Source organism: Micromonospora sp. C28SCA-DRY-2, assembly GCF_030519475.1.
Taxonomy (GTDB): domain Bacteria; phylum Actinomycetota; class Actinomycetes; order Mycobacteriales; family Micromonosporaceae; genus Micromonospora.
Genome location: NZ_JAUMKD010000002.1, coordinates 15,478 through 39,068, shown reverse-complemented (window position 1 = coordinate 39,068; position 23,591 = coordinate 15,478). Strand labels below are relative to the sequence as shown.

Genomic DNA, 23,591 nt, shown 5'->3' with positions numbered 1-23,591 from the left:
CGGCCGGTGGCCGCCGGGCCCCCACCCCTGCGTCACCGCGCGCCGCCGCCGATCTCGGCCAGCACCCGCCGCTGGAAGGCGCGGGCCTCGGGGCCGCTCGGCGGTGGGCCACCGGCGCGGGCCGCGATCGACCGTTCGATCAGGCCGGCTGGGTCGCCGTCGCCGTCGCCGGTCGACCGGGCCGCCCAGCCGTCGGCGATCAGCCGGCGACCCGCCTCGGTCTTCGACAGCCACCGACCGTGCCGCACCTTGGCCAGCGACCGGCAGGCGCCGAGCACCGCGTCCTCGGCGCCCGGGGCCGGGCCGTCGCCGGGCGGGGTGGGCAGCGCCAGCCACCAGCGCAGCGCGTCGACCAGCAGGCGGCGCAGGTCCGCCGGGGACAGGTCGCCGAACGCCTCGGCGGCCGGCGGCCCGAGCAGGGCGTGCCCGCACCCGTGCAGGATGCTGCGGTCCAGCCCGTACCAGAACCGCCCGTCCGCCGCGGGCCGCTCGTCCGGGTGCCAGGTGACCCGGAAGTCCATCCGCGCCCCGGTGTTCAGCTCCACCTCGAAGCCGGGCTCGGGGGGGCCGGACCGGGCGGCGGCCGCGGTGTAGACGACCAGTTCCAGGCCGCGCGCCGGGCAGGGCAGCGCCTCGTGCCGCAGCCCGGCCACCAGCCGGCGCTTGCGGTCCGGGCCCAGCGGCTCGGCGCAGACCAGCGCCACGTCGACGTCGCTGCGCCCCGGCTGGTAGGCCCCCAGGCCGACCGAGCCGGCGGCGTACGCGCCGACCAGGTCGTCACCGAGCACGTCACGGGCCACCCCGACCAGGTCGGCCAGGTAGCGGCGCACCTCGCTGTCCACGCCACATTGTGGCCCGCCCGCTCGGCCCGGCCGCGCCGAGGGGCGGTCAGTCGTCGCCGGTCCACGCCACGCCGGGCGGCAGGTACCAGGCGGCGGGCTCGTCGGCCAGGGCGTGCGCGACGACCGTACGGCCGTGCGCGTCCAGCGCCGGCAGCGCGTCCATCGGGAACCAGCGCACGGCCACCGACTCGTCGTCGTTGACCCGGGCCGTGCCGCCCAGCAGCCGACAGTGGAAGCCGAGGTTCAGGTACTCGCAGCGGTCGCCGTTCGGGTAGCTGTGCGGGTGCGAGACGACGCTGCTCAGCCGCACCGGCTCGACGTCCAGGCCGGTCTCCTCGTACACCTCGCGGACCACCGCGGTGGCCGGCTGCTCGCCGGGCTCGACGAAGCCGCTGACCACCGACCAGCGCCCGTCGTCGGCGCGCTGGCCGAGCAGCAGCTCGCCGGCGGCGTTGCGGACCACCGCGCTGACGCTCGGCAGCCAGAGCAGGTCGTGGCCGACGTGCTTGCGCATCCGCAGGATGTAGTCCGGTACGCCCATCGGCCGACCCTAACCCCGGCGGTCGGCGGTTAGCCGGACCAGCTGATGTTCCGGCGGACCCGCTCGTACTCGCGGGCCAGTTCGGCGTCGATGCGGGCCGAGCGCTCCTCGTCGAGCACCACCGCCGCCTCGTGCGCCGGCCGGCTCGCCAGCATCCGGTGCCGCAACCCGGTGGGCGGGTGGGAGGCGAACAGCGACGTCTCGTCGCGCACCGAGAGCTGGCGGCGGCGGGCCAGCCGGTCGGCCGCCGCCGCCCGCGCCTCGGTCACCGCCGCCCGCCACCGCTGCGGCCCGTGCCCGGCCCGCGCCTCCCGGCGTACGGCGAGCGCGACGGAGTCGGCCGCCAGGGTGGCGTCCAGCAGGCTGGTCGCGGCGGCCGTGCCGGCGGCCCGCGCGGCCATCTCGTCGGCCAGGTACTCGGCCCGCTGGATGTCGCGCAGCGCGACGCAGACCAGGGCCACGTGGGCGGCGAAGAGCAGCCGCGCCAGCGTCCACTGGAACGCCCGGGCCAGCGCCGCCCCGACCATCTCCAGGATGCCGGCCCCGGCGACGGTGTCCACCGGGCGGACCAGGTTCGCCGCCGTGCCGAGCGTGGTGAACGCCGGCTGGGTGAGCAGCGCCCGGCGGGGATCGTTGTTGACGAAGTGCCCGAGTTCGTGGCCGAGCAGCGCCACCCGCTCCGGCGGGGTGAGCGAGCCCCAGTACGGCAACCCGAGGCAGAGCACGGCACGGCGCCGCAGCCCGACCCGGCCGGCGTACGCGTTGAGGTCGCCGTCCACGCCGACCACCTCGGGCACGGGCGCGCCGACCGCCGCCGCCACCTCGTCGACGAGCCGGAACAGCTCCGGCGCCCGGGCCCGGTCGAGCACCTCCAGATCCTCGTCCAGCCGGCCGAACCGCGGGCGCAGCGCGACGGCGAGCCCGAGCAGCGCGACGCCGAGCAGGATCGACGGGTTGGGGAACCGGAACGCCACGATCAGCCAGATTCCGGTGCCGGCGAGCGCGACCACGCCGGCGAGCAGCACCAGCGAGGCGGCCCCGGTGACGACCCGGGCGACGCCCGCGCCGGTGGCCTCCGGCTGCCGGCCGACCAGTCGCGCGAACTGCCGTCGCGTCGTCCGGTAGGCGAGCCGGTGGGTCCACCGGTCCACCCACCTCCAGCCGAACTCCGGCGCCCGCCGGTCCACCTCGTACGCGTCGAGGTTCCACTCGCACCCGGCGCACCAGGGCAGCGCGCCGGGCAGCGACACCGTCGCCGCGCCGCAGTCCGGGCAGGCGCTTCGGTCGGTCACCGTCTCGATCATGAGGTCCGATGGTGGCGGTGGCCGGGGCGTACCGGAACCGGCCGTTCAGCCGATCCCGCCCCGCGTCCCGGCACCTGTTTGCGCAGTTCCGGCCCGGCTCGGGAGGTAGCACGTCTACTGTGGAGGCGAGCGGAGATTTGCGGTGTTCCGGTGGCGGCCGGGCGATTCGCGGTGCACAGTGATCCCATGAGCGACAGCGGGAGTGGTGGGCACTACTACTGGTGCACCCGACACCACCGGGTCGAGACCGATGCCGACGTGTGCCCTGCCAAGCACGTTCTCGGACCGTACGCCTCAGCCACCGACGCCGAGAACGCGCTGCAGCGGGTGCGGGAGCGCAACGAAGCGTGGGACGCCGAGGACGCCCGTTGGGCCGGGGAGGACAGATGAGCGGCGCGGGACGGCCCGCGTCGAGGTACCGCGTGCTCCGCGAGGGCGAGAGCACGTCCCCAAGGAGGGAACCGAGATGGCCGTAACACCGAAGGCCACCCGCCCGGCCGCGAAACGGACCACCGCGAAGAAGACCGCCGCGGCGGAGCGGAACACCGGCGCGAGCCGCACCACGCCCGCGCGCCGGGCCGCGACCACGGCGGCCAAGAAGGCGACCGCGGGCGCCGGCCGGGCGCCGGCGAAGAAGACCGCCAAGTCGACCCCCGCCCGGCAGGCCGGCGCCAAGGCCACCACCGCGGCGCGGAAGGCCGCCGCGAAGGCGCCGGCCAGGAAGGCGGCGACCCGGACCACCGGAGCCGCGAAGAAGACGGCGGCGGCGGCGAAGAAGGCGCCCGCCAAGACCTCGACCGCGGCGGCCCGGAAGGTCAGCTCGACGGCGAAGAAGACCACCGCCGCCGCCAAGAAGACCACCACCGCGGCGAAGAAGACCACCACGGCGGCGAAGGCACCGGCGAAGAAGACCGCCACGGCGGCGAAGGCGCCGGCGAAGAAGGCCGCCGCGAAGAAGACGGCCGCCAAGAAGACGGCCGCCAAGAAGACGGCCGCCAAGAAGACGGCGCCGACCCGCCCGACCGGCACCGCCCGCAAGACCGCGGCGAAGACCGCCCCGGCCCGCAAGGCGCCCGCGAAGAAGGCCACGGCGACCTCCTCGACCACCGCCCGCAAGGCGGCCACCGCCAAGAAGGCCCCGGCGAAGCGGACCACCGTGGCCAAGGCGCCGGCGAAGCGGGCGGCCACGCGTACGGGGGCGGCCGGCGGCACCCGCACCACCGCCCGGAAGGCCACCGGCTGACCTGCCGCGCTGACCGTCGGCGCTGACCGGCCCGCCGCGCCGATCGGTCGGCGCCGACCGGCCCGCGCCGGGGAAGCGGATCAACCGCCGCGCTGTCAGGATTGACCCCGTGGTCATCCGACGCGTACTCGCGCCCCGCATCGACTTCGGCGCGCTGCGCCGCGAGCTGGGACTCCCCGAGGAGTTCCCGGTCGCGGCGCAGCGCGAGGCGGACGCCGCCGCGGCCGCCCCGCCCCGCCCGCCCGTCGACCGCACCGACGTGCCGTTCGTGACCCTGGACCCGGCCGAGTCGCGCGACCTGGACCAGGCGATGTGCCTCACCCGCCGGCCCGGCGGCGGCTACCGGGTGCGGTACGCGATCGCCGACGTCGCCGCGCACGTCCGCCCCGGCGGCGCGCTGGAGGAGGAGACCTGGCGGCGGGGGCAGACCGTCTACCTGCCCGACGGCAACGTGCCGTTGCACCCGGAGACGCTCAGCGAGGGCGCGGCGAGCCTGCTGCCGGACGTCGACCGGGCCGCCGTGGTGTGGACGATCGACCTGGACGCCGACGGCGGCACCGTCGCCGTCGAGCTGGAACGGGCACTGGTGCGCAGCCGGGCCAAGCTCGACTACGCCGGCGTCCAGGCCGACGCCGACGCCGGCCGGCTGCCCGAGCCGATCGCCCTGCTGCCCGAACTCGGGGCGCTGCTCACCGCCCGCGGGCTGCGCCGGGGCGCGATCAACCTGCCGCTGCCCGAACAGGACGTGGAGGCCGACGGCGACGGTTGGCGGCTGGTGCTGCGCGGGCCGGTGCCGATGGAGGAGCACAACGCGCAGATCTCCCTGCTCACCGGGATGGCCGCCGCCGACATCATGCTGGCCGGCCGGGTCGGGCTGCTGCGGACCATGCCCGCGCCGAAGCCCGAGGCGGTGCACCGGCTGCGGGCCGCCGCCGCCCCGCTGGGCGTGCACTGGCCGGACGGCGCCGGCCCCGGCGAGGTGCTCGCCGGGCTGGACGCCGGGCAACCCCGGGCGGCCGCCTTCGTCGACCAGGCCGCCGAGCTGATGCGCGGCGCCGCGTACACCGCCTTCGACGGCGAGGTCCCCGAGCAGCCGCGGCACGGCGGGGTCGCGGCCGCGTACGCCCATGTCACCGCGCCGCTGCGGCGGCTGGCCGACCGGTACGCCACGGAGGTCTGCCTGGCGTTGCACGCGGGCCGGCCGGTGCCGGAGTGGGTCCGCGCGGCGCTGCCCCGGCTGCCCGAGGCGATGGCGGTGACCGACCGGACCGCCTCGGCGGCCAGCCGGGGCGCCATCGAGCTGGCCGAGGCGGTGCTGCTGGCGCACCGGGTGGGGGAGACCTTCGACGCCGCGGTGCTGGACGTCGACGCGCCGCCGAACGGCCGGAGCCGACCGGGCCGGCCGCCGGGCGGCACCGTCGCGCTGGACGACCCGCCGGTGCGGGCCCGGTGCGTCGGCGAGCTGCCGCTCGGCGAACGGATCCGGGTCCGGCTGGTCACCGCCGACCCGGTCGCCCGCTCGGTCGTCTTCGAACGCGCCTGACCGCGCGGCACCGGCGCGCGTCGGGCCCACCGAGCCGGACCGCCGCACGCTCGCCCGGCGCGCGTCGGGCCCACCGACCCGGGACCGCCGCACGCTCGCCCGTCGCGCGTCGGGCCCACCGACCCGGACCGCCGCACGCTCGCCCGGCGCGCGGGCCGCCGGCCTCAGCCGACCCCACGGCCGAGGCGGGCCGGCCGCCCCGGGCCGGCCGGGTCAGCGGGGTTTGTCACAGCGCCGGGCGCTGCTGCCGGGACACCGGGTTTGCGAGGATGACCGCATGGCATACGACGCGAGCGCACTGCCCGACGTGTCCGGGCTGACCGTCGGCATCATCGGCGGGACCGGCGACCAGGGGCGAGGGCTCGCCTACCGGTTCGCCCGGGCCGGGCAGCGGGTGCTGATCGGTTCCCGGTCGGCCGAGCGGGCCGCGCGGTCCGCCGAGGAGATCGCCGCCCTGCCCGGCGTACCGGCGGGGACGACGGTCACCGGCGGCGACAACGACGAGGTGGCCCGGGGCAGCGACATCGTCGTCATCGCGGTGCCCTGGGACGGGCACGCGGCCACCGTCGCCGCGCTCGCCGAGCCGCTCGCCGGCAAGATCGTGGTCGACTGCGTCAACCCGCTCGGCTTCGACAAGCAGGGCCCGTACGCGCTGCCGGTGCCCGAGGGCAGCGCCGTCCAGCAGGCCGCCGGGCTGCTGCCCGACTCGCGGGTCTGCGCGGCGTTCAACCACGTCAGCGCCCCGCTGCTGGCCGACCCGGAGATCGACCGGATCGACCTGGACGTGCTGATCTGCACCGAGGACCGGGAGGTGGCCGGGGTGGTCGCGGCGCTCGCTGCCCGGATCCCCGGCATGCGCGGCATCTACGCCGGCCGGCTGCGCAACGCCCACCAGATCGAGGCGTTCACCGCCAACCTGATCGCCATCAACAAGCGCTACAAGGCGCACGCCGGCATCCGCGTCACCGACCTCTGACCGCGCGCATCCCCCTGATCCCGGCGTCGCCGACGCCCGTTCCTACCGGGGTGCCGGGGGCGGGAGCGGGATGCGGCGGTAGTGGGGGTGCAGCCGGCCGACGGCCAGGGCGTTCTCGTCGAGACCGGGTAGACGACCAGGTCGGGTGTCGGCGAACGCGAAGCCGAGCGCCAGCGTCCCGTTGGCCATCTCGCCCCTGCCGCGCGCTCACCGGATCTTGGTAGGGAACCGCCCCTCCAGGGGCCGTTCCCTACCAAGATCTCCGCGGCCGGGGCGGGGCGGGGCGGGGCGGTTAGAAGGTGTGCTCCGGGGCGGGGAAGTCGCCGCCGCGTACCTCGTCGGCGAAGCGCCGGGTGGCGTCGGCGAGGGTGCCGGCCAGGTCGGCGTAGCGCTTGACGAAGCGCGGCGCCTTGCCGGCGCGCAGCCCGGCCATGTCCTGCCAGACCAGCACCTGGGCGTCGGTGTCCGGGCCGGCGCCGATGCCCACGGTGGGGATCCGCAGCTCGTGCGTGATCCGCTTGGCCACCTCGCCAGGCACCATCTCCAGCACCACCGCGAACGCGCCCGCCTCGGCCACCGCGTGCGCGTCGGCGATCACCTCGTCGGCGGCGTCCCCGCGACCCTGCACCCGGTAGCCGCCGAGGGCGTGCTCGCTCTGCGGGGTGAAGCCGATGTGTGCCATCACCGGGATGCCGGCGCCGGTGATCGCCGCGATCTGCGCCGCGCAGCGCCGGCCGCCCTCCAGCTTCACCGCGTGGCAGCCACCCTCCTTCATGAACCGCACAGCGGTGCGCAGCGCCTGCGTCGGGCCCTCCTCGTACGAGCCGAAGGGCAGGTCACCGACGACCAGCGTGTGCCGGGTGGCGCGGACCACCGCGCGGACCAGCGGCAGCAGTTCCTCGGCGGTCACCGGGACCGTCGTCTCGTAGCCGAACACGTTGTTCGCCGCCGAGTCGCCGACCAGCAGCACCGGGATGCCGGCCTGGTCGAAGATCGACGCGGTGTACTGGTCGTACGAGGTGAGCATCGGCCACCGCTCGCCGCGCTCCTTGGCGGCGATCAGGTCGCGGGTGCGGATCCGGCGGGTGGCCGGGCCGCCGTAGAGGGCGGTCACCTCGGTCGGGGTGGACTCCACCATGACTCTCTCCTTCCTCGAGGCCGCGTGCGCGGTCCCCGGGTTCCGCCGCGATCGTCGCACCGGACGGCCCGGCGGCGGCAGGGCGCAGTGGAGGATTTCACTCCCGGGCCGGGCTCCGGCCCGACCCGGCGGGCGGGCTCAGCCCTTCTCCCGCCACCGGTTGGTGATCGGCAGCCGCCGGTCCCGGCCGAACGCCTTCATCGAGATCTTCGTGCCCGGCGCGGACTGCCGCCGCTTGTACTCGGCGGTATCCACCATCCGCAGCACCTTGTCGACAACCGCCGGATCGTGGCCGGACTCGACCAGCCCGTCCCGGCCCAGGTCACCGTCGACGTAGCCGATCAGGATCGGGTCGAGCACGTCGTAGTCGGGCAGCGTGTCGCTGTCCAGCTGGCCCGGGCTCAGCTCGGCGCTCGGCGGCTTGCCGATCGAGTTCTCCGGGATCGGCGGGGTCTCGCCCCGGCGGGCCGCGTCGGCGTTGCGCCACTTCGCCAGCCGCCAGATCAGCGTCTTCCACACGTCCTTGACCGGGTTGAAGCCACCGACCGAGTCGCCGTAGAGGGTGGAGTAGCCGACCGCCAGCTCGCTCTTGTTGCCGGTGGTCAGCACCAGGTGGCCCTCCTGGTTCGACAGCGCCATCAGGATCACCCCGCGCACCCGGGCCTGGAGGTTCTCCACCGTCACCCCGGACAGCGACATGTTGGCCAGGAAGGTGTCCACCATCGGCTGGATCGGCTCGGTCCGGTAGTCCAGCCCGGTGCGCTTGGCCAGCTCCGCCGCGTCCTCCCGGCTGTGCTCGGAGGAGTGCTGGCTGGGCAGCGACACCCCGACCACCCGGTCCGGCCCGAGCGCGTCCACCGCCAGCGCGGCCACCACCGCCGAGTCGATGCCGCCGGAGAGGCCGAGCACCACCGAGGGGAACCGGTTCTTGTTGACGTAGTCGCGCAGGCCGAGCACCAGCGCGTGCCACACCTCGGCCTCGTCGGCCACCGGGGCGATCAGCCAGCCGGTCACCGCCGGCCCGGCGGGCGCCGGCGGCAGCTCGCCGATCGCGGCGCGCACCACCCGCAGCCCGTCGGCCAGCTCGGCGCCCGCGTCGGCCGGCTCGCCCGCCGCCGGCAGCTCCAGGTCGTGCACCAGCAGGTGCTCGACGAACTGCGGGGCCCGGGCGAGCAGCTCGCCGTCGGCGCCGACGACCATCGAGTCGCCCTCGAAGACCAGCTCGTCCTGGCCGCCGATCATGTTCACGTACGCGATGGCCGCGCCCGCCTCGGCGGCCCGGCGGCGGACCAGCGGCAGCCGGATGTCGTCCTTGTTCAGCTCGTACGGCGAGCCGTTGATGTTCACGACCAGGCCGACGCCGGCCTGCCGGGCGGCGGCGAACGGGCCGCCGGCCTGCCACAGGTCCTCGCAGATGGTCAGCGCCACGTCCACCCCACCGACCCGGACCACGGTGAGCATGTCGCCGGGCAGGAAGTAGCGGTCCTCGTCGAACACCCCGTAGTTGGGCAGGTGGTGCTTGAAGTAGGTGGCGACCACCTCGCCCCGGTGCAGCAGCGCGGCGGCGTTGCGGGCGCCCCGCCCCGGTTCGGCGTCGCCGGCGACCTGCGGCGGGCCGTCGGCGTCCAGGTAGCCGACCACCACCGCCAGGTCGCCCAGCCCGTCCGCGGCCAGGTCGGCGGCGAGCCGGCGCAGGGCCGCCTGCGAGGCCGCCACGAACGACCGCCGGAAGACCAGGTCCTCGACCGGGTAGCCGGTCAGCATCATCTCCGGGAACGCGACGAGCTGGGCGCCGGCGTCCGCGGCCTGGCGGGTCCAGCTACGGACCAGGCCGGCGTTGCCGGCGAGGTCGCCGACGGTCGGGTTGACCTGGCACAGGGCGAGACGCAGGGTGGGCATGTCCTCATCTTGCCCCAGCGGCAGGGGGCCGACACGGCGGGCCGCGCGAGACGGCGGCCACCGCCGCGGCGCCTCGCGGGCCCCGGCCGGCACGGCCGGTCCGCGCGGCGGGACGCGGCGGGACGACCGGCGGGAGCTTCGCGTAACGTCGGCGTAACGAGGCCGGTGGAGACTGGTCGGTCAGGCCGGGCCGGGGCCCGTCCGGTGGCCGACGAGGTGTCGCGAGGAGTGGAAGTGGACCGTCAGCAGGAGTTCGTCCTCCGTACGCTGGAAGAGCGGGACATCCGGTTCGTCCGGCTCTGGTTCACCGACGTGCTCGGCACCCTGAAGAGCGTGTCGGTGGCCCCCGCCGAGCTGGAGGCGGCCTTCGAGGAGGGCATCGGGTTCGACGGCTCGGCGATCGAGGGCTTCGCCCGGGTCTTCGAGTCCGACATGGTGGCCATGCCCGACCCGACCACCTTCCAGGTCTTCCCGTTCGAGGGCGGGGTCAGCGGCGAGAGCGCCCGGATGTTCTGCGACATCCTGCTGCCCGACGGCGGGCCGTCCTGGGCCGACCCGCGGCACGTGCTGCGCCGGGCGCTGTCCAAGGCCGCGGAGAAGGGCTTCACCTTCTACACCCACCCGGAGATCGAGTTCTTCCTGCTGGAGAACGGCCCGCTGGACGGGTCGGTGCCCACGCCGGTGGACACCGGCGGCTACTTCGAGCACACCACCCACGCGGTGGCCCGGGACTTCCGCCGCCAGGCGGTGCTGGCGCTGGAGCGGATCGGCATCTCGGTGGAGTTCAGCCACCACGAGGTGGCCCCCGGCCAGCAGGAGATCGACCTGCGCTACGCCGACGCGCTGACCACCGCCGACAACATCATGACCTTCCGGCACGTGGTGAAGGAGGTGGCGCTCTCCACCGGCGTGCAGGCCACCTTCATGCCGAAGCCCTTCACCGACCAGCCGGGCAGCGGCATGCACACCCACCTGTCGCTGTTCGAGGGGGAGCGCAACGCCTTCCACGACGCCGGCGACCCGATGAAGCTGTCCAAGGTGGCCCGCGCGTTCATCGCCGGGCTGCTGGTGCACGCCCGCGAGTACACGGCGGTCACCAACCAGTGGGTGAACTCCTACAAGCGACTCTTCCCGCAGGCCCTGCCGGACCGGGTCACCGAGAGCCCGGCGTACGTCTGCTGGGGTCACCTGAACCGGTCCGCGCTGGTCCGGGTGCCCGCGTACGGCAAGCCGAACTCGGCCCGGGTCGAGGTCCGCTCGCCGGACTCGGCGGCCAACCCCTACCTGGCCTTCGCGGTGCTGCTCGGCGCCGGCCTCAAGGGCATCGAGGAGGGCTACGAGCTGCCGCCGGGTGCCGAGGACGACGTCTGGTCGCTGACCAGCGCCGAGCGGCGGGCGATGGGCTACGAGCCGTTGCCGGAGAACCTCTCCGAGGCGATCGACGTGATGGCCGGCTCGGAGCTGGTCGCCGAGGTGCTCGGCGAGCACGTCTTCGACTTCTTCCTGCGCAACAAGCGCGCCGAGTGGGAGCAGTACCGCCGCGAGGTCACCCCGTACGAGCGGCAGCGCTACCTGTCGCTCTAGCCGGTCCGCCCGCCCGGGGCTGCCGGCGGTGGCGTGCTGCCGCTATCGTCTCGATCACCGCGCCGGCACCCCCGCCGGGCGTAGCCGGTCGGGAGGCAGTCGGTGCTGGAGGATCTGCTCAGCGGAGCCTGGCAGAGTGTGGTGTTCGGGGTCGTCGGGGTCGCCCTGATGGCGGCCGGTTTCCTGCTGGTCGACCTGCTGACGCCGGGGCGGCTGCGGGAGCTGATCTGGGTGCGCCGCAACGGCAACGCCGCGCTGTTGCTCGCCGCCAACCAGCTCGGCATCGCCGGTATCGTCTTCACCGCGATCCTGACCAGCTACAGCGACTTCACCAAGGGGTTGGCGTCCACGGTGATCTTCGGGCTGGTCGGGTTGGCCATCATGGCGCTGGCCTTCTTCGTGCTGGACCTGCTCACCCCGGGCCGGCTCGGCGAGATCATCTGCGCGGACGAGCCGCACCCGGCGGCCCGGGTCAGCGCCGCCACCCACTTCGGCGCCGCGCTGATCGTCTGCGCCTGCATCGCCTGAGCCGGTCTGTCGTACCCGCGACCTAGGTTCGCGGGGTGAACCGCACGGACCGTCTCTACGCCATCGTCGAGGAGTTGCGCGCGGTGTCGCCGCGGCCGCGCAGCGCCCGCTGGCTGGCCGAGCGCTTCGAGGTCAGCGTCCGCACCATCGAGCGCGACATCGGCGCCCTGCAACAGTCCGGGGTGCCGATCTGGGCCGAGCCGGGCCGCACCGGCGGCTACGCCGTGGACCGGGCCCGCACCCTGCCGCCGGTGAACCTGACCCCCGGCGAGGCGGTGGCGATGGCGGTGGCGCTGCACCGGTTGCGCGGCACCCCGTTCGCCGCGGCCGCCGGCACCGCGCTGCGCAAGCTGCTCGCGGTGATGCCGGCCGCCGACGCCGCCGAGGCGCACCGGCTGGCCGCGCGGGTGCGGCTGATCGGCGACGGGCCGGTGACGCCCGTCCCGGCCACCGTCGCCGACGCGGTGTCCGCCGGGCGGGTGCTGCGCATCCGGTACGCCGACCGCGCCGGCGCGGGGACGCTGCGCGAGGTGGAGCCGCTCGGCTACCTCGGCAATGCCCGGCACTGGTACCTGCTGGCCTGGTGCCGGATGCGCGGCGGCATCCGGGCGTTCCGCACCGACCGGATCGTCTCGGTGACCACCCTCGCCGAGCGGGTGCCCGACCGGGACCTGGATCTGGACGTCGTCTGCGACATCCCGCGGGAGCGGGTCCGCCGGCTGAGCCTGGTCTGAGCGGTGGGAGGCGGCGACGGTCGCCGGCCCGTGGCCTGACCCGGCGTCGGGCGGCGTGGTCCGCCGGCCGTTCGCGGGGGGTTCGCCGCCCGCTGGCGCCTGTTCCGCGCCGGTCGCGCCGGCCGCGCCGGTCGCTCGCGCGGCTGGACAACGCCGGAAACACCGACAGGACGCTGTCGCGGGTGAGGGTGAGGCTGCTTCCCGACGGCGCCGGCAGAACGCCGGCGCCCGGCACGGGAGGCGATACATGACGACCAACAACGGCGTGACCTGGTTCGAGATCGGCACCGAGCGGCCGGACGAGGCCGAGCGGTTCTACGGCGACCTGTTCGGCTGGACCTTCACCGAGGAGGGCGCCGGCGGCGCCACGTACCGGACGACCGGAGCCGGCGGCAGCGAGGGGATCGGCGGCGCGGTCCGGGGCACCGGCGGCACCAGCCCGAACTACGCCATCTTCTACGTGCAGGTGGCCGACGTGGCCGAGACCTGCCGTCGGGCGGAGGCGGCCGGCGGCAAGGTGCTGGTGCCGCGCCGGGAGAACGACAACGGGCTCGCCTTCGCCCACCTGCTCGACCCGGCCGGCAACCACCTCGGCGTCTTCAGCCCGCCGCCGGCCGGCTGAACCGCCGGAGCGTGGCCCGGGCGGGTCGTCCCCGCCCGACCACGATGCCTGGGAGTCGTCATGACGACTCCCAGGCATCACGGCGGGACCGGTCACCCGGCCCGGACGAGCGGTGGGCAGGCCCGGGCCGGGCGTGGGTGCGTCAGCCCGAGGTCACTTGCCGGCCGGGCCACCGTGCCCGCGGCCGCCCGGGCCGCCCGGGGCGCCGGGGAGGACGCCGGCCTCGATCGCCGCGGTGATCGCGTCGGCCTGCTCCTGGGTGAGCTTGCCGTCCTCGACGGCCTGCGCCAGCCGCTCCTTCAGCGCCGCCTGCCGGTCCTCGGCGGACGGACGCTCCGGCCGGTCGGCCGGCTTGTGCTCCTCGCGGATCTTCTCCAGCGCGGCGGTCACCTTGTCGGTGGAGACGCCCAGCTCCCCGGCGAGCGCCTCGGCGAACTCGGCCTGGCGGTCGGCCCGCTGCTGCTGCCGGTCGTCGGTGGCGCTGGCGCTCGGCGCCGGGTCGGTGCCGTCGGCGGCGAAGGCGACCGTCGGGGCGGCGACCCCGAGGCCGAGCACGCCGGCCGTCGCCAGCCCCGCGATCAGGTGCTTCTTCGTCATGGCCATGGTGTCCTCCAACTCGTCGGTACGTGGTGCGCTGACCTCACCGACAGTGACCAACCGAACTGGGGGCGGCCCATGGTGAAGCTGTCAGCGAGCTGGCAATCCGGGCCGGCCGGCCGGGACAAACCGGTTGCTCCGGGACGCCGCGGCGGTAAGGGTGGACGGTCGCCAGGCCCGGCCCGATCCGGGGGTCGGGCGACCGCCGACGGGAAGGTGACCGCCAGTGACAACGCCGCAGATCCGCGAGATTCCGCTGCCCGATCCGGCCGCCGGCCCGTACGGCATCACCGTGGGACCGGACGGCGCGCTCTGGGTGACGCTGGTGCACGCCGGCGCGATCGCCCGCGTGGAGCCCGACGGCACGGCCCGGGTCCATCCGCTGGAGCCGGCCGGCAGCCGGCCGCTGATCATCACCCCCGGCCCGGACGGGGCGCTCTGGTTCACCCGCTCCGGTGACGACCGGATCGGTCGGATCACCACCGACGGGCGGCAGAGCGCCGTCGTCCTGCCGGCGGGCACCGGCCCGTGCGGCATCGTCGCCGGTCCCGACGGCGCCCTCTGGTACGCCGGGATGAGCTCCGACACGGTCGGCCGGGTCGGCACCGACGGCGAGCTGACCGAGTTCCCGCTCCCGGTGACCGGCGGGTTCCCGTCGATGCTCGCCGCCGGGCCGGACGGTGCCGTCTGGTGCACGCTCAACCAGGCGAACGCGATCGCCCGCGTCGGCCGGGACGGGGCGGTGGACCTGCACCCGCTGCCGACCGAGGGCGCCGGGCCGGTGGGCATCACCGCCGGGGTCGACGGGGCGCTCTGGTTCGTCGAGATCGCCGCTGGTCAGCTCGGCCGGATCACCCCGGACGGCCGGATCGACGAGTTCCCGCTGCCCGACCGGGCCGCCCGGCCGCACGCGATCGTCGCCGACCCGGCGGGCGGTTGCTGGTACACCGAGGCCGCCAACCGCGTCGGCCACGTCGACCTCGAGCGGCCGCATCGACACCTACCCGCTGCCTCCACCCCGCCGCCGAACCCCTTAATGGCCTCACCGCCCCCGACCACACCATCTGGACCGCCCTAGAATCCGGCACCCTAGCCCACCTAACCCCCAACCCACCCCTTCCCCTTCCTCCCCCTTCCCCCTCCCCCTCCCCCCGCAGCGACCTCGGTGATCATGAGGTTACCTGGTGGAGATTCCGACATTTCGCGCCGCTAACCTCATGATCAACCGGGCGGGGGGTGAGGGTGGGGAGGGGGAGGTGGGGGGTTAGCGGACGGCGGGGGTGGTGGTGAGGGTGCCGGAGCGGCGTCGAGGGTGGCTTCGGTGCCGACGGGGACGGTGAGCCGGCCGGTGCCGTGGCCGATGGGGAGGCCGCCGAGGACCGGGACGCCGAGGTCGCCGGAGGCGCTCGGCGAGCACGTCGGCGACGGTGACCGACCAGCCGTCCGCGCAGTCGGTGAACTGCCCGACGGCCACCCCGGCCAGCCCGTCCAGCGCGCCGGCCCGGCGCAGCTGGGTGAGCATCCGGTCCACCTTGTACGGCGGTTCCCCCCACGTCCTCGACGACGAGCAGCACCGCCCCGGTCAGGTCCGGCATGTCCGGGGTGCCCAGCGACGCCACGATCAGGCAGAGGTTCCCGCCGAGCAGCGGGCCGCTGGCCCGGCCGGGCACCCGCACCGGATAGGTCTTCCCCGCCGGCACCGCGGTCACCGTGACCGGCCTGGTGGTCATCAGCGCGGCGTGCAGCGACTCGGCGGAGCGGGGCGTAGTGCGGTCGTCCGTCCAGGCCGCGCCGGGGCCAGGCACGCTGGCCAGCCGGGCGCCCCGCCAGAGCGCGAACTGCAACGCGGTGATGTCGGAGAAGCTGGCCACCACCTTCGGGTCGCGGCGTACCGCTGCCATGTCGATCGCGTTCACCACCCGCTGCGCGCCGTACCCGCCCCGGGTGCAGATCACCCCGCGTACCTCCGGGTCGGCGAAGGCCGCGTTCAGGTCGGCGGCCCGCAGTTCGTCCGCGCCGGCCAGGTAGCCCTGCCGGGCGTACGCGCGCCAGCCCGGCCGCAGCCCCCAGCCGGTGAGTGCCTCGATGCCGCGGGCCACCCGTTCCGGCCGGGTCGGCCCGACGGACGGCGACACCAGCATCACCGCAGCCGCCGCGCAGCACCGGTGGGCGGACGACGGACGCATGGCTCGGGCGCGGTGTACCGGGGCACAGCGGCAGAGCCGAGCCGCGCGGCGGCCGGCCCGCCCGAGTACCGCCTGGCGGCGGTGGGGCGGGACGACCACGCCTCGGCCCTATTGCAAGAACATTGCAACAAGTAAGCTGGTGCAAGCAGCGATGGCGAAGGGGAGGCACCGGCCGTGCTCGGAAGGACGACGGACAGCCGTCAGGGGTGGACGACACCGCGTCGATCGCCGAGCTGGTGATGGCGTGGGGAAGCGGCTGGACCCTCTGCCGGGGCAGCACGCCCGCCTGGTGCGGGTGCCCGGCGGCTTCCGGGTGACGTCGGGCCAGCTGGCCATCGGGTGCGCCAGCCGTGCTGCACACCTGGGACGCCGACTCGGTCGGCCGGCTCCTGCTGGCGGCTGACCACGCCTCGGAAGCTGGATCAAGGTGGCCGGCGACCGCGCCGGGCTCCGCGCCGCGCTGCCGCCCGCGTGGCGGCTGGACGTCCCGGGTCACCTGATGACCGCCCCGCTCGCGGTCGACCCGGTCGGTCTCGGTCGATCCGCCGCGCCGTACCGCCCAGGTCGGCACCAGACGGCGCTGCGTGGTGGCGGCGGTGCTCGACGCCGACGGTGACCGGGCCGCGTCCGGTCGCGTCGAAAATGCCGGCGGCTACGCCGTGGCTCGACCAGGTGCCACCGGACCTGGCCCACCGGCGGCGCGGGCTGGGCAGCGTGGTGATGGCGGCGCTGCACCGCCATGCCGCGCGGCGCGGCGCGCGGACCGGCATCCTGGTCGCCACCGACGAGGGTCGTGCGTTGTACCAGCGGCTCGGCTGGGTCGTGCACACCGAGGTGTCCGGCGCCTTCCGGCCGGCGGACCGGTAGTCCCGGCGCACCACCGCCGACCGGGCCACCGCCTCGGCCCCTGCTGGCCGGCGTCGAGGAGCTCCGGCAGCCGTTCACCGGTCGCGCCGGAGGGCTCAACCGGCGACGTACCGCTGCGCCCACTCCCCGGTCGGTGGGATGGGGGTGATGACGTCGATCAGGACGCCGTCCGGGGCGGCCAGGATGAAGTGCCGCTGGCCGAAGTCCTCGCTGCGCAGCTCCAACTCGACGGGGAGGCCGGCCCGGACGGCGAGGCGCTCCCACTCGGCGTCGACGTCGCCGACCTCGAGGTTGAGCAGCAGCCCGCGCACCGGGGACCGGTACGCCGCCGGCAGGGTCGGGTGCCGGTGGTCGAGCAGGGCCAGTTCGTACTCCGGCGGGCCGGGGCGGCGCAGGCTGACGTACCAGTCGGCCTCGAAGGTCGTCTCGAAGCCCAGGTGCTTCTGGTAGAAGTCGCGGGCCTCGATGAGCCGGTCGGTGCAGACGACCGGATAGAAGCTGGTCAGGTTCATGCCGGAGCCCCTTTCGCATACCATCGGTATGTGAGGGACGGTAATTCGCGTACCATCGGTATGTCAATGGAGGGTTGATGACGCAGGGGATCCGGGCCCGGCAGCGCGCGCAGACCCGGGCGGCGCTGGTCCGCCACGCGCGGCGGCTCTTCGCCGGCCAGGGCTACGCGGCCGTCGGCCTGGCGGAGCTCGTCCAGGCCGCCGGGGTCACCAAGGGCGCGCTCTACCACCACTTCACCGGCAAGCCCGACCTGTTCCGCGCGGTCCTCGCCCAGGTGCAGCAGGAGGTCGCCGACCGGGTGGCCAGCGCCGCCGACGCCCACCACGACCCGTGGTCCCGGTTCACCGCCGGTTGCCGGGCCTTCCTCACCGCGAGCACCGATCCGCAGCTGCAACGGATCATGCTGGTCGACGGCCCGGCGGTGCTCGGCTGGAACGAGTGGCGCGCGCTGGACGAGGCGACCTCCGGCCGGCACCTGGCCGAGGCGCTGACCGAGCTGGTCGAGTCCGGGACGATCGGCCGGCAGCCGGTCGCGCCCCTGGCGCGGCTGCTCTCCGGCGCCATGAACGAGGCGGCGCTCTGGCTGGCCGGGACGACGGATCCGGCCGCCCTCGATGACACCTGGGCGGCGCTGTCCCGCATGCTGGATGCCCTGCGCACCCCGGCCCCCGCCCGTCGCGCCGGATGACAGCAACGGTGTGCGGCTGGCGGGCGTGGTGCCGTTCCGGGGTGCGGCGGCGCACCGGCTAGCCTCGACGGCGTGGCAACCGCGCTGGTGATCGAGAACGACCCGACCGACGACGCGCGCCGGCTGGGCGAGTGGCTGACCGAGGCCGGGCTGGAGCTGTGGGTGGTGCGCCCGCACGCGGGCGACGAACTCCCCGCCGATCTGGAGGGGTACGCGGCGCTGGTGGTGCTCGGCGGCGAGCAGCAGGCGTACCCGCTGCCGGACGGGTCGCCCGGCGCGCCCTGGTTCCCGGCCGTGGAGGGGCTGCTCCGCAAGGCCGTCCGGCACCGGGTGCCCACGCTGGCCATCTGCCTGGGCGCGCAACTGCTGGCCACCGCGCACGCCGGCCAGGTGGAACGCAGCCCGTCCGGGCCCGAGATCGGCCCGGCCGTGGTCGGCCGGCGGGACGCCGCCGAGGCCGACCCGCTCTTCCGGTACGTGCCGCTGATCCCGGACGTGCTCCAGTGGCACGCCGACGAGATCACCGAACTGCCGCGCGGCGCGACCCTGCTGGCCGCCTCCACCCGCTACCCGCACCAGGCGTTCCGCCTCGGCGACCGGGCCTGGGGGCTGCAGTTCCACATCGAGTGCGACACCGCGATGATCGCCGACTGGGCCAGCGACTCGACAATGCTGGCCGAGCTGGGCTACGACCCGGAGCTGGTGGTGGCCGCCTGCCACGGGGTGATGGCCGACGTCGAGGAGGTCTGGCAGCCGTTCGCCGCCCGGTTCGCCGCGCTGGCCCTCGGCGAGCTGGACGACAGCGGGCCGCGGCGCAGCCTGCCGCTGCTCGGGCAGGGATGAGCCGGCCGACCAGGGCCGCCGGGCGGCTGGCCCGCTACGGCTTCGGGATCGGCGAGGACGACGGCGGAGCGCGGGCGGCCGACCTGCTCGGCCCCGACGGGCTGGGCCTCTGGCGGCCGGACACCCAGGAACCGGCCGACGAGCCGGCGGCGGAGCTGCTGGCGGCGCTGTCCCGGGCGGCCGACCCCGACCTGGCGCTGCGCCAACTGCACCGCCTGGTGGAGGCCGAGCACCGGGCGAACCCGACCGGCGACAGCGCGACCGGCAACCGGGCCGCGACCGCTGCCGCCGGACAACCCGCCGGCACCGGCGGGGCCGCGACCGCCGCCGGACAGCGCGGGGGCACCGGCGGGATCGGGGACCAGGCCGGCGGCGCGGCGGAATCCGCAGCCGGGATCGGCGCCGGCTCGGCGCTGCTGGCGGCGCTCGGCGACGACCCGGGCCTGCGGCGGCGACTGGTCGCGGTGCTGGGCGCCTCCTCGGCGCTCGGCGACCACCTGGTGGCCAACCCGGACCAGTGGACGGCGCTGCGCACCGCGCCGGACGGGCTCGCGCCGACCGCCGAGGGGCGGCTCGACCTCGCCGGTGAGGGCAACCCGATCGCCGTGCTGCGCCGGGCGTACCGGCTGGCGCTGCTGCGGATCGCGGCGGCCGACCTGACCGGCGGGCGGGGCCTGGAGCAGACCATGGCGGCGCTCTCCGCGCTGGCCGACGCCACCCTCGCGGCGGCGTACCGGATAGCGGTCGGTGAGCTGCCGGCGGACGCGCCCCGCCCCCGGCTGGCCGTGGTGGCGATGGGCAAGTGCGGCGGCGACGAGCTGAACTACGTCTCCGACGTGGACGTCATCTTCGTGGCCGCCGAGGACGCCGACCTGCCCGCGGCCACCACTGTCGCCACCCGCCTGATCCACATCTGCGGGCTGGTCGCCTGGCCGGTCGACGCCGCGCTGCGCCCGGAGGGCAACCGGGGGCCGCTGGTGCGTACCCTCGCCAGCCACCTGGCCTACTACCGGCGCTGGGCCCGCACCTGGGAGTTCCAGGCGCTGCTCAAGGCCCGGCCGGCCGCCGGCGACCCGGCGCTGGGGCGGGAGTGGATCGACCAGCTCGCCCCGCTGGTGTGGCGGGCGGCCGAGCGGCCGGAGGCGGTCGAGGACGTCCGCGCCATGCGCCGGAAGATCATCGACAACATCCCGCCGAAGGAGCTGGAGCGCGAGATCAAGCGCGGCCCGGGCGGGCTGCGCGACATCGAGTTCGCCGTGCAGCTGCTGCAACTGGTGCACGGCCGCGGTGACGAGTCGCTGCGGGTGCCCGGCACCATCCCGGCGCTGCGCGCGCTGGTGGCCGGCGGCTACGTGGGCCGGGCCGACGGCGAGGCGCTGCTGCGCGGCTACCGGTTCCTGCGGACGGTCGAGCACCGCCTCCAGTTGCAGGGCCTGCGCCGCACCCATACCGTGCCCACCGAGCCGGCCGCGCTGCGCTGGCTGGCCGCCGCGCTCGACTACCAGGCCACGCCGGGCCGCAGCGCCGTCGAGGAGTTCCGCGCCGAGTGGGTCACCCACGCCACCGAGGTACGTCGGCTGCACGCCAAGCTGCTCTACCGGCCGCTGCTCGAGTCGGTGGCCCGGGTGCCCGCCGACGGGCTGCGGCTGACCCCGGAGGCGGCCCGGCACCGGTTGGAGATCCTCGGCTTCGCCGACCCGGCCGGGGCGCTGCGCCACCTCCAGGCCCTCACCGGCGGGGTGAGCCGCACCGCCGCCATCCAGCGCACCCTGCTGCCGGTGCTGCTCAGCGAGTTCGCCGACGCCCCCGAACCGGACCGCGGCCTGCTCAACTACCGGCAGGTCTCCGACAAGCTCGGCAGCACCCCCTGGTACCTGCGACTGCTGCGCGACGAGGGGCCGGTCGCCCGCCGGCTGGCCCGGGTGCTCTCCTCCTCCCGGTACGCCGCCGACCTGCTGGCCCGGGAGCCGGAGGCGCTGCGGCTGCTGGCCGAGGAGAGCGAGCTGACCCCGCGCCCGCGCGAGGTGCTCTGCGAGGGGTTCGCGGCCGCCGCCGCCCGGCACGCCGACCCGGTCGAGGCCACCGGGGCGGTCCGCGCGCTGCGCCGCCGGGAACTGGTCCGGCTGGCCTGCGCCGACGTGCTGAGCCGGGCCGGCTCGCTGGCCCCCGCCCCGCCCCGGCCGGACGGCGCGGGGCGCGCCGCGCCGGCGCTGACCGACATCGCCAGGGTGGGCACGGCGCTGGCCGACGTCACCGACGCCACGCTGGCCGCGGCGCTGCGCGTCGCCCGGGCCAGCCGGCCCGAGCTGCCCGGGCTGCGGTTCGCGGTGATCGGCATGGGCCGGCTCGGCGGGTACGAGTCGAACTACCTCTCCGACGCGGACGTGCTCTTCGTCTACGCCCCGCCGGAGGGCGCCGCCGAGAGCGCGGCCAGCGCGGCCGCGCACGCCATCGCCGAGGAGCTGCGTCGGCTGCTCGCCCTGCCCGCCCCCGACCCGCCGCTCGGCGTGGACGCGGACCTGCGCCCGGAGGGCCGGCAGGGGCCCCTGGTGCGCAGCCTCGCCGCCTACGCCCAGTACTACGCCCGCTGGTCCCGGGTGTGGGAGGCGCAGGCGCTGCTGCGGGCCCGCTTCGTCTGCGGCGACGCGGACCTGGGCGCCGAGTTCGAGGCGCTGGTCGACCCGGTCCGCTACCCGGCCGACGGGCTGACCCGCGAGCAGGTCGTCGAGATCCGCCGGATCAAGGCGCGGGTGGAGCACGAGCGGCTGCCCCGGGGTGCCGACCCGGCCACCCACACCAAGCTGGGCCGGGGCGGGTTGGCCGACGTCGAGTGGGCGGTGCAGCTGCTCCAGCTGCGCCACGGCGGGGCGAACCGGGCGCTGCGCGGCACGCGTACCCTCGACGCCCTCGCGGCGGCCCGGGACGCGGGCCTGGTCGACCCGGCGGACGCCGCGGCGATGGCCGCCGGCTGGACCCTGGCCGCGCAGGTCCGCAACGCGCTGATGCTGGTCCGCGGCCGGGCCGGCGACCAGCTGCCCCGGCACGGCGTGGAGCTGGCCGGCGTGGTCCGGCTGCTCGGCCGGGACGATCCCGGCGAGTTCCTCGACGAGTACCTGCGCACCGGCCGGCGCTCCCGGGCGGCGATGGAACGGGTGCTGGAGAGCTGACCGGTCAGCTGCCCAGCGTGTAGCTGCCGGCGCGCGGCACGGTGACCGCCGTCCACTCGCCGTCGGCCGCCACCGTCGCCCCGCCGGACGCGGTCAGCCAGCGGCTGTGCCGCACCCGCACCGGCACGGTGCCGGCGGCCGGGGCGCGGAAGGTCAGCGTCGCGCCGTCGTGGCCGACCAGTTCGGCGGGGGCGCCGACGATCGGGGTCGGGTCGGCGACCGCCCAGACCCGCCAGTGCCGGCCGGACCAGACCGGGGTCAGGTACGGCAGCCCGCCGGTCACCAGCTCCGCCTCGGCCCGGCCCACCCAGGACAGCGGGGCGTCGGGGACCGCGACGTACTGCACGGCGTTCTCGGCCAGCCAGGCCCGGTAGCTCGCCGGGGTCAGCGGTACCCCGGTGCCGGCCGCGCCGGGCACGGTGGTGAAGAAGAGCGGGTTGCGGTCGATGTCGGCCTGCCGCAGCCAGCCCCGGGCCAGTGGCACCTCGCCCAGCGCCGCGGCCTCCCAGTAGTCGCGGGTCGGCGGCACCTCGACCCGGCCGGTGAGCCGCTGCCCGTCCAGCCACGACCGCAGCGGGGCGAAGTAGCCGGGCCGGGTGGTCGGGCCGCCGACGCCGCGCAGGTCGGCGGGGACCACCGGCGGCTGCCAGACGCAGACCGCCACCAGCAGCGCGGCCAGCGCGCCGGCGGGCAGCACCCGCCCCCGCCGCCGCTGCGGCCCGCCGGCCGGTCGGCTCGCGCCCGGCCCGGCGGCCCGGCTCGCGGCGCCCGGCAGCCGGCGGGTGAGCCAGGCCGGGGGCCGGGCGGTGGCGGCCAGCACGGGCAGCCCGAACATCACCGCCAGCCGGGTCGCGTTCAGCCCGACCGGGGTGTGCACCAGCGCGGCCGCCGCCACCCCGGCCGCCGAGAGCAGCGCGCCCACCCGCACCGGCCGGTACGCCACCAGCGCGGCGACCAGCAGGCTGGTCACCACCGCCCGGACGGTGTCGGTGCGGCTGATGTTCATCCAGCCGCCGTCGCCGAAGAGCAGCGCGGTCACGCCGAGCGGCAGCGCGGCCGCCACGCCGAGGGTCAGGCCGTCGGCGTACCGGCGGGTGAGCAGCAGCGCCGCCCCGGCCAGGCCGACGAAGAGGCCGGCCACCGGACTGGTCGCCGAGGCCAGCAGCGCCCCGGCCGCGGCCAGCCCGAGCCGCGGCAGCGCCGGACGGCCAACCCGGCCCGCCGCGCACCGGCTGTGGCCGGCGTCCGGGACCGACCGCGTGGGCCGCCCGCCGGGGACGCCGTCCGGAGCGGCCGGCCCGGTCTCCGGACCGGCGCGGCCGGGCAGGGTGAGCGCGAGCAGCGCGCCGAGCCCGAACGCGACCCCGAGGCCGTAGGTGACCCGGCCGGAGACCAGGTTGCCGGCGATGGTGAGCACCCCGACCAGGCTGCCGAGCAGCGGGCGGGGAACCCGGGTGCGGACCAGCAGCGCGGCGAACGCGCTCGCCGCCCCGAGCAGCGCCAGCGCGCCGGTGACCCGCACCCCGAGGAGCGCCATCACCGGCTGGGCGAGCAGGCTGTAGCCGAACTGCTGCACGCCGCCGTACCAGCGCAGGTCGACCGGGGCGAGGCCGTTCGCGGCGAAGAAGTCGGCCCGGGCCACCTGGGCGGAGAGGTCGGAGCCCATCGGCGGCAGGGTGAGGTAGACCACCCCGAGGACGGCGGCGGACGCGGCGGCCACCGCCACCACCCGAGAGCGCCGCATGCCCACCTCCGTACCGCGACCACCGTACTGGC

The 23,591-nt window shown here is 76.0% G+C and carries 22 protein-coding genes and 1 pseudogene; 13 read left to right on the top strand and 10 right to left on the bottom strand.

The window, feature by feature from the left end; genetic code table 11:
* Positions 1-32 precede the first annotated feature (32 nt).
* The 3 genes from Q3W71_RS08550 to Q3W71_RS08540 are packed head-to-tail and all read right to left on the bottom strand — an operon-like array spanning position 33 to position 2,687.
* The gene (locus tag Q3W71_RS08550; RefSeq protein WP_302918784.1) at positions 33-842 is read right to left on the bottom strand and encodes a nucleotidyltransferase domain-containing protein; all 810 of its coding nucleotides are present in this window, start codon (positions 840-842) and stop codon (positions 33-35) included.
* A gap of 46 nt (positions 843-888) precedes the next feature.
* A complete protein-coding gene (locus tag Q3W71_RS08545; protein ID WP_302918783.1) occupies positions 889-1,383 on the bottom strand; it encodes an NUDIX domain-containing protein in 495 nt (164 codons plus the stop codon).
* 29 nt (positions 1,384-1,412) lie between these two features.
* Positions 1,413-2,687 (bottom strand): M48 family metallopeptidase, encoded by a 1,275-nt coding sequence (locus Q3W71_RS08540; RefSeq protein WP_302918782.1) that lies wholly within the window; start codon positions 2,685-2,687, stop codon positions 1,413-1,415.
* A 186-nt stretch (positions 2,688-2,873) separates the two neighbouring features.
* Between Q3W71_RS08540 and Q3W71_RS08535 the strand changes: the two genes are divergently transcribed.
* From Q3W71_RS08535 to npdG, 4 genes are all read left to right on the top strand, one after another.
* Positions 2,874-3,077 carry a hypothetical protein gene (locus Q3W71_RS08535; protein ID WP_302918781.1) on the top strand — a complete coding sequence of 68 codons (204 nt, stop codon included), beginning with the start codon at positions 2,874-2,876 and terminating at the stop codon, positions 3,075-3,077.
* 76 nt (positions 3,078-3,153) lie between these two features.
* A complete protein-coding gene (locus Q3W71_RS08530; protein ID WP_302918780.1) occupies positions 3,154-3,930 on the top strand; it encodes a histone in 777 nt (258 codons plus the stop codon).
* A gap of 109 nt (positions 3,931-4,039) precedes the next feature.
* A complete protein-coding gene (locus Q3W71_RS08525) occupies positions 4,040-5,473 on the top strand; it encodes an RNB domain-containing ribonuclease (RefSeq protein WP_302918779.1) in 1,434 nt (477 codons plus the stop codon).
* 277 nt (positions 5,474-5,750) lie between these two features.
* A complete protein-coding gene (npdG, locus tag Q3W71_RS08520) occupies positions 5,751-6,449 on the top strand; it encodes an NADPH-dependent F420 reductase (protein ID WP_302918778.1) in 699 nt (232 codons plus the stop codon).
* 42 nt (positions 6,450-6,491) lie between these two features.
* Here npdG and Q3W71_RS08515 read toward each other — a convergent pair whose 3' ends face one another.
* The 3 genes from Q3W71_RS08515 to Q3W71_RS08505 all read right to left on the bottom strand — a co-directional run bounded on the left by Q3W71_RS08515 (position 6,492) and on the right by Q3W71_RS08505 (position 9,486).
* Positions 6,492-6,638: a hypothetical protein gene (locus Q3W71_RS08515; RefSeq protein WP_302918777.1), complete on the bottom strand. Its 147-nt coding sequence runs from the start codon at positions 6,636-6,638 to the stop codon at positions 6,492-6,494.
* 103 nt (positions 6,639-6,741) lie between these two features.
* A complete protein-coding gene (gene panB / locus Q3W71_RS08510) occupies positions 6,742-7,587 on the bottom strand; it encodes a 3-methyl-2-oxobutanoate hydroxymethyltransferase (RefSeq protein WP_167178807.1) in 846 nt (281 codons plus the stop codon).
* 138 nt (positions 7,588-7,725) lie between these two features.
* On the bottom strand, positions 7,726-9,486 hold the full coding sequence (locus Q3W71_RS08505; protein WP_302918776.1) for an NAD+ synthase: 1,761 nt from the start codon (positions 9,484-9,486) through the stop codon (positions 7,726-7,728).
* Between the two features lie 234 nt (positions 9,487-9,720).
* Between Q3W71_RS08505 and glnA the strand changes: the two genes are divergently transcribed.
* The 4 genes from glnA (at position 9,721) to Q3W71_RS08485 (ending at position 12,954) form a co-directional block, all read left to right on the top strand.
* Positions 9,721-11,070, top strand: coding sequence for a type I glutamate--ammonia ligase (gene glnA / locus Q3W71_RS08500; RefSeq protein ID WP_302918775.1), 1,350 nt, complete (start codon positions 9,721-9,723; stop codon positions 11,068-11,070).
* A 102-nt stretch (positions 11,071-11,172) separates the two neighbouring features.
* Positions 11,173-11,598: a DUF350 domain-containing protein gene (locus tag Q3W71_RS08495; RefSeq protein ID WP_302918774.1), complete on the top strand. Its 426-nt coding sequence runs from the start codon at positions 11,173-11,175 to the stop codon at positions 11,596-11,598.
* A 35-nt stretch (positions 11,599-11,633) separates the two neighbouring features.
* Positions 11,634-12,332, top strand: a complete 699-nt coding sequence (locus tag Q3W71_RS08490) for a YafY family protein (protein ID WP_302918773.1) — start codon at positions 11,634-11,636, stop codon at positions 12,330-12,332.
* Positions 12,333-12,579: 247 nt separating this feature from the next.
* On the top strand, positions 12,580-12,954 hold the full coding sequence (locus Q3W71_RS08485) for a VOC family protein (protein WP_302918772.1): 375 nt from the start codon (positions 12,580-12,582) through the stop codon (positions 12,952-12,954).
* Positions 12,955-13,107: 153 nt separating this feature from the next.
* On the opposite strand, the gene Q3W71_RS08480 is transcribed toward Q3W71_RS08485, so the two are convergent.
* A complete protein-coding gene (locus tag Q3W71_RS08480; protein WP_302918771.1) occupies positions 13,108-13,557 on the bottom strand; it encodes a hypothetical protein in 450 nt (149 codons plus the stop codon).
* 220 nt (positions 13,558-13,777) lie between these two features.
* Here Q3W71_RS08480 and Q3W71_RS08475 point away from each other — a divergent pair, with 220 nt between their 5' ends.
* Entirely contained in the window at positions 13,778-14,629 is an 852-nt protein-coding gene (locus Q3W71_RS08475; protein ID WP_302918770.1) for a virginiamycin B lyase, read from the top strand.
* 186 nt (positions 14,630-14,815) lie between these two features.
* On the opposite strand, the pseudogene Q3W71_RS08470 reads toward Q3W71_RS08475, so the two are convergent.
* Positions 14,816-15,765 (bottom strand): annotated as a pseudogene (locus Q3W71_RS08470) (LD-carboxypeptidase).
* Positions 15,766-16,409: 644 nt separating this feature from the next.
* Between Q3W71_RS08470 and Q3W71_RS08465 the strand changes: the two are divergent.
* Positions 16,410-16,604, top strand: a complete 195-nt coding sequence (locus tag Q3W71_RS08465) for a GNAT family N-acetyltransferase (protein WP_302918769.1) — start codon at positions 16,410-16,412, stop codon at positions 16,602-16,604.
* 95 nt (positions 16,605-16,699) lie between these two features.
* Here Q3W71_RS08465 and Q3W71_RS08460 read toward each other — a convergent pair whose 3' ends face one another.
* Positions 16,700-17,116, bottom strand: a complete 417-nt coding sequence (locus Q3W71_RS08460; RefSeq protein ID WP_302918768.1) for a VOC family protein — start codon at positions 17,114-17,116, stop codon at positions 16,700-16,702.
* 77 nt (positions 17,117-17,193) lie between these two features.
* Here Q3W71_RS08460 and Q3W71_RS08455 point away from each other — a divergent pair, with 77 nt between their 5' ends.
* The 3 genes from Q3W71_RS08455 (at position 17,194) to Q3W71_RS08445 (ending at position 21,815) form a co-directional block, all read left to right on the top strand.
* Complete coding sequence (locus Q3W71_RS08455) at positions 17,194-17,805, top strand: TetR/AcrR family transcriptional regulator (protein ID WP_302918767.1); 612 nt, start codon at positions 17,194-17,196, stop codon at positions 17,803-17,805.
* Positions 17,806-17,877: 72 nt separating this feature from the next.
* A complete protein-coding gene (locus Q3W71_RS08450; RefSeq protein WP_302918766.1) occupies positions 17,878-18,648 on the top strand; it encodes a type 1 glutamine amidotransferase in 771 nt (256 codons plus the stop codon).
* Entirely contained in the window at positions 18,645-21,815 is a 3,171-nt protein-coding gene (locus tag Q3W71_RS08445; RefSeq protein WP_302918765.1) for a bifunctional [glutamine synthetase] adenylyltransferase/[glutamine synthetase]-adenylyl-L-tyrosine phosphorylase, read from the top strand. Before Q3W71_RS08450 ends, Q3W71_RS08445 begins: the two co-directional genes overlap by 4 nt.
* 4 nt (positions 21,816-21,819) lie before the next feature.
* On the opposite strand, the gene Q3W71_RS08440 is transcribed toward Q3W71_RS08445, so the two are convergent.
* Positions 21,820-23,559: a hypothetical protein gene (locus Q3W71_RS08440; protein ID WP_302918764.1), complete on the bottom strand. Its 1,740-nt coding sequence runs from the start codon at positions 23,557-23,559 to the stop codon at positions 21,820-21,822.
* Between the last annotated feature and the right edge of the window lie 32 nt (positions 23,560-23,591).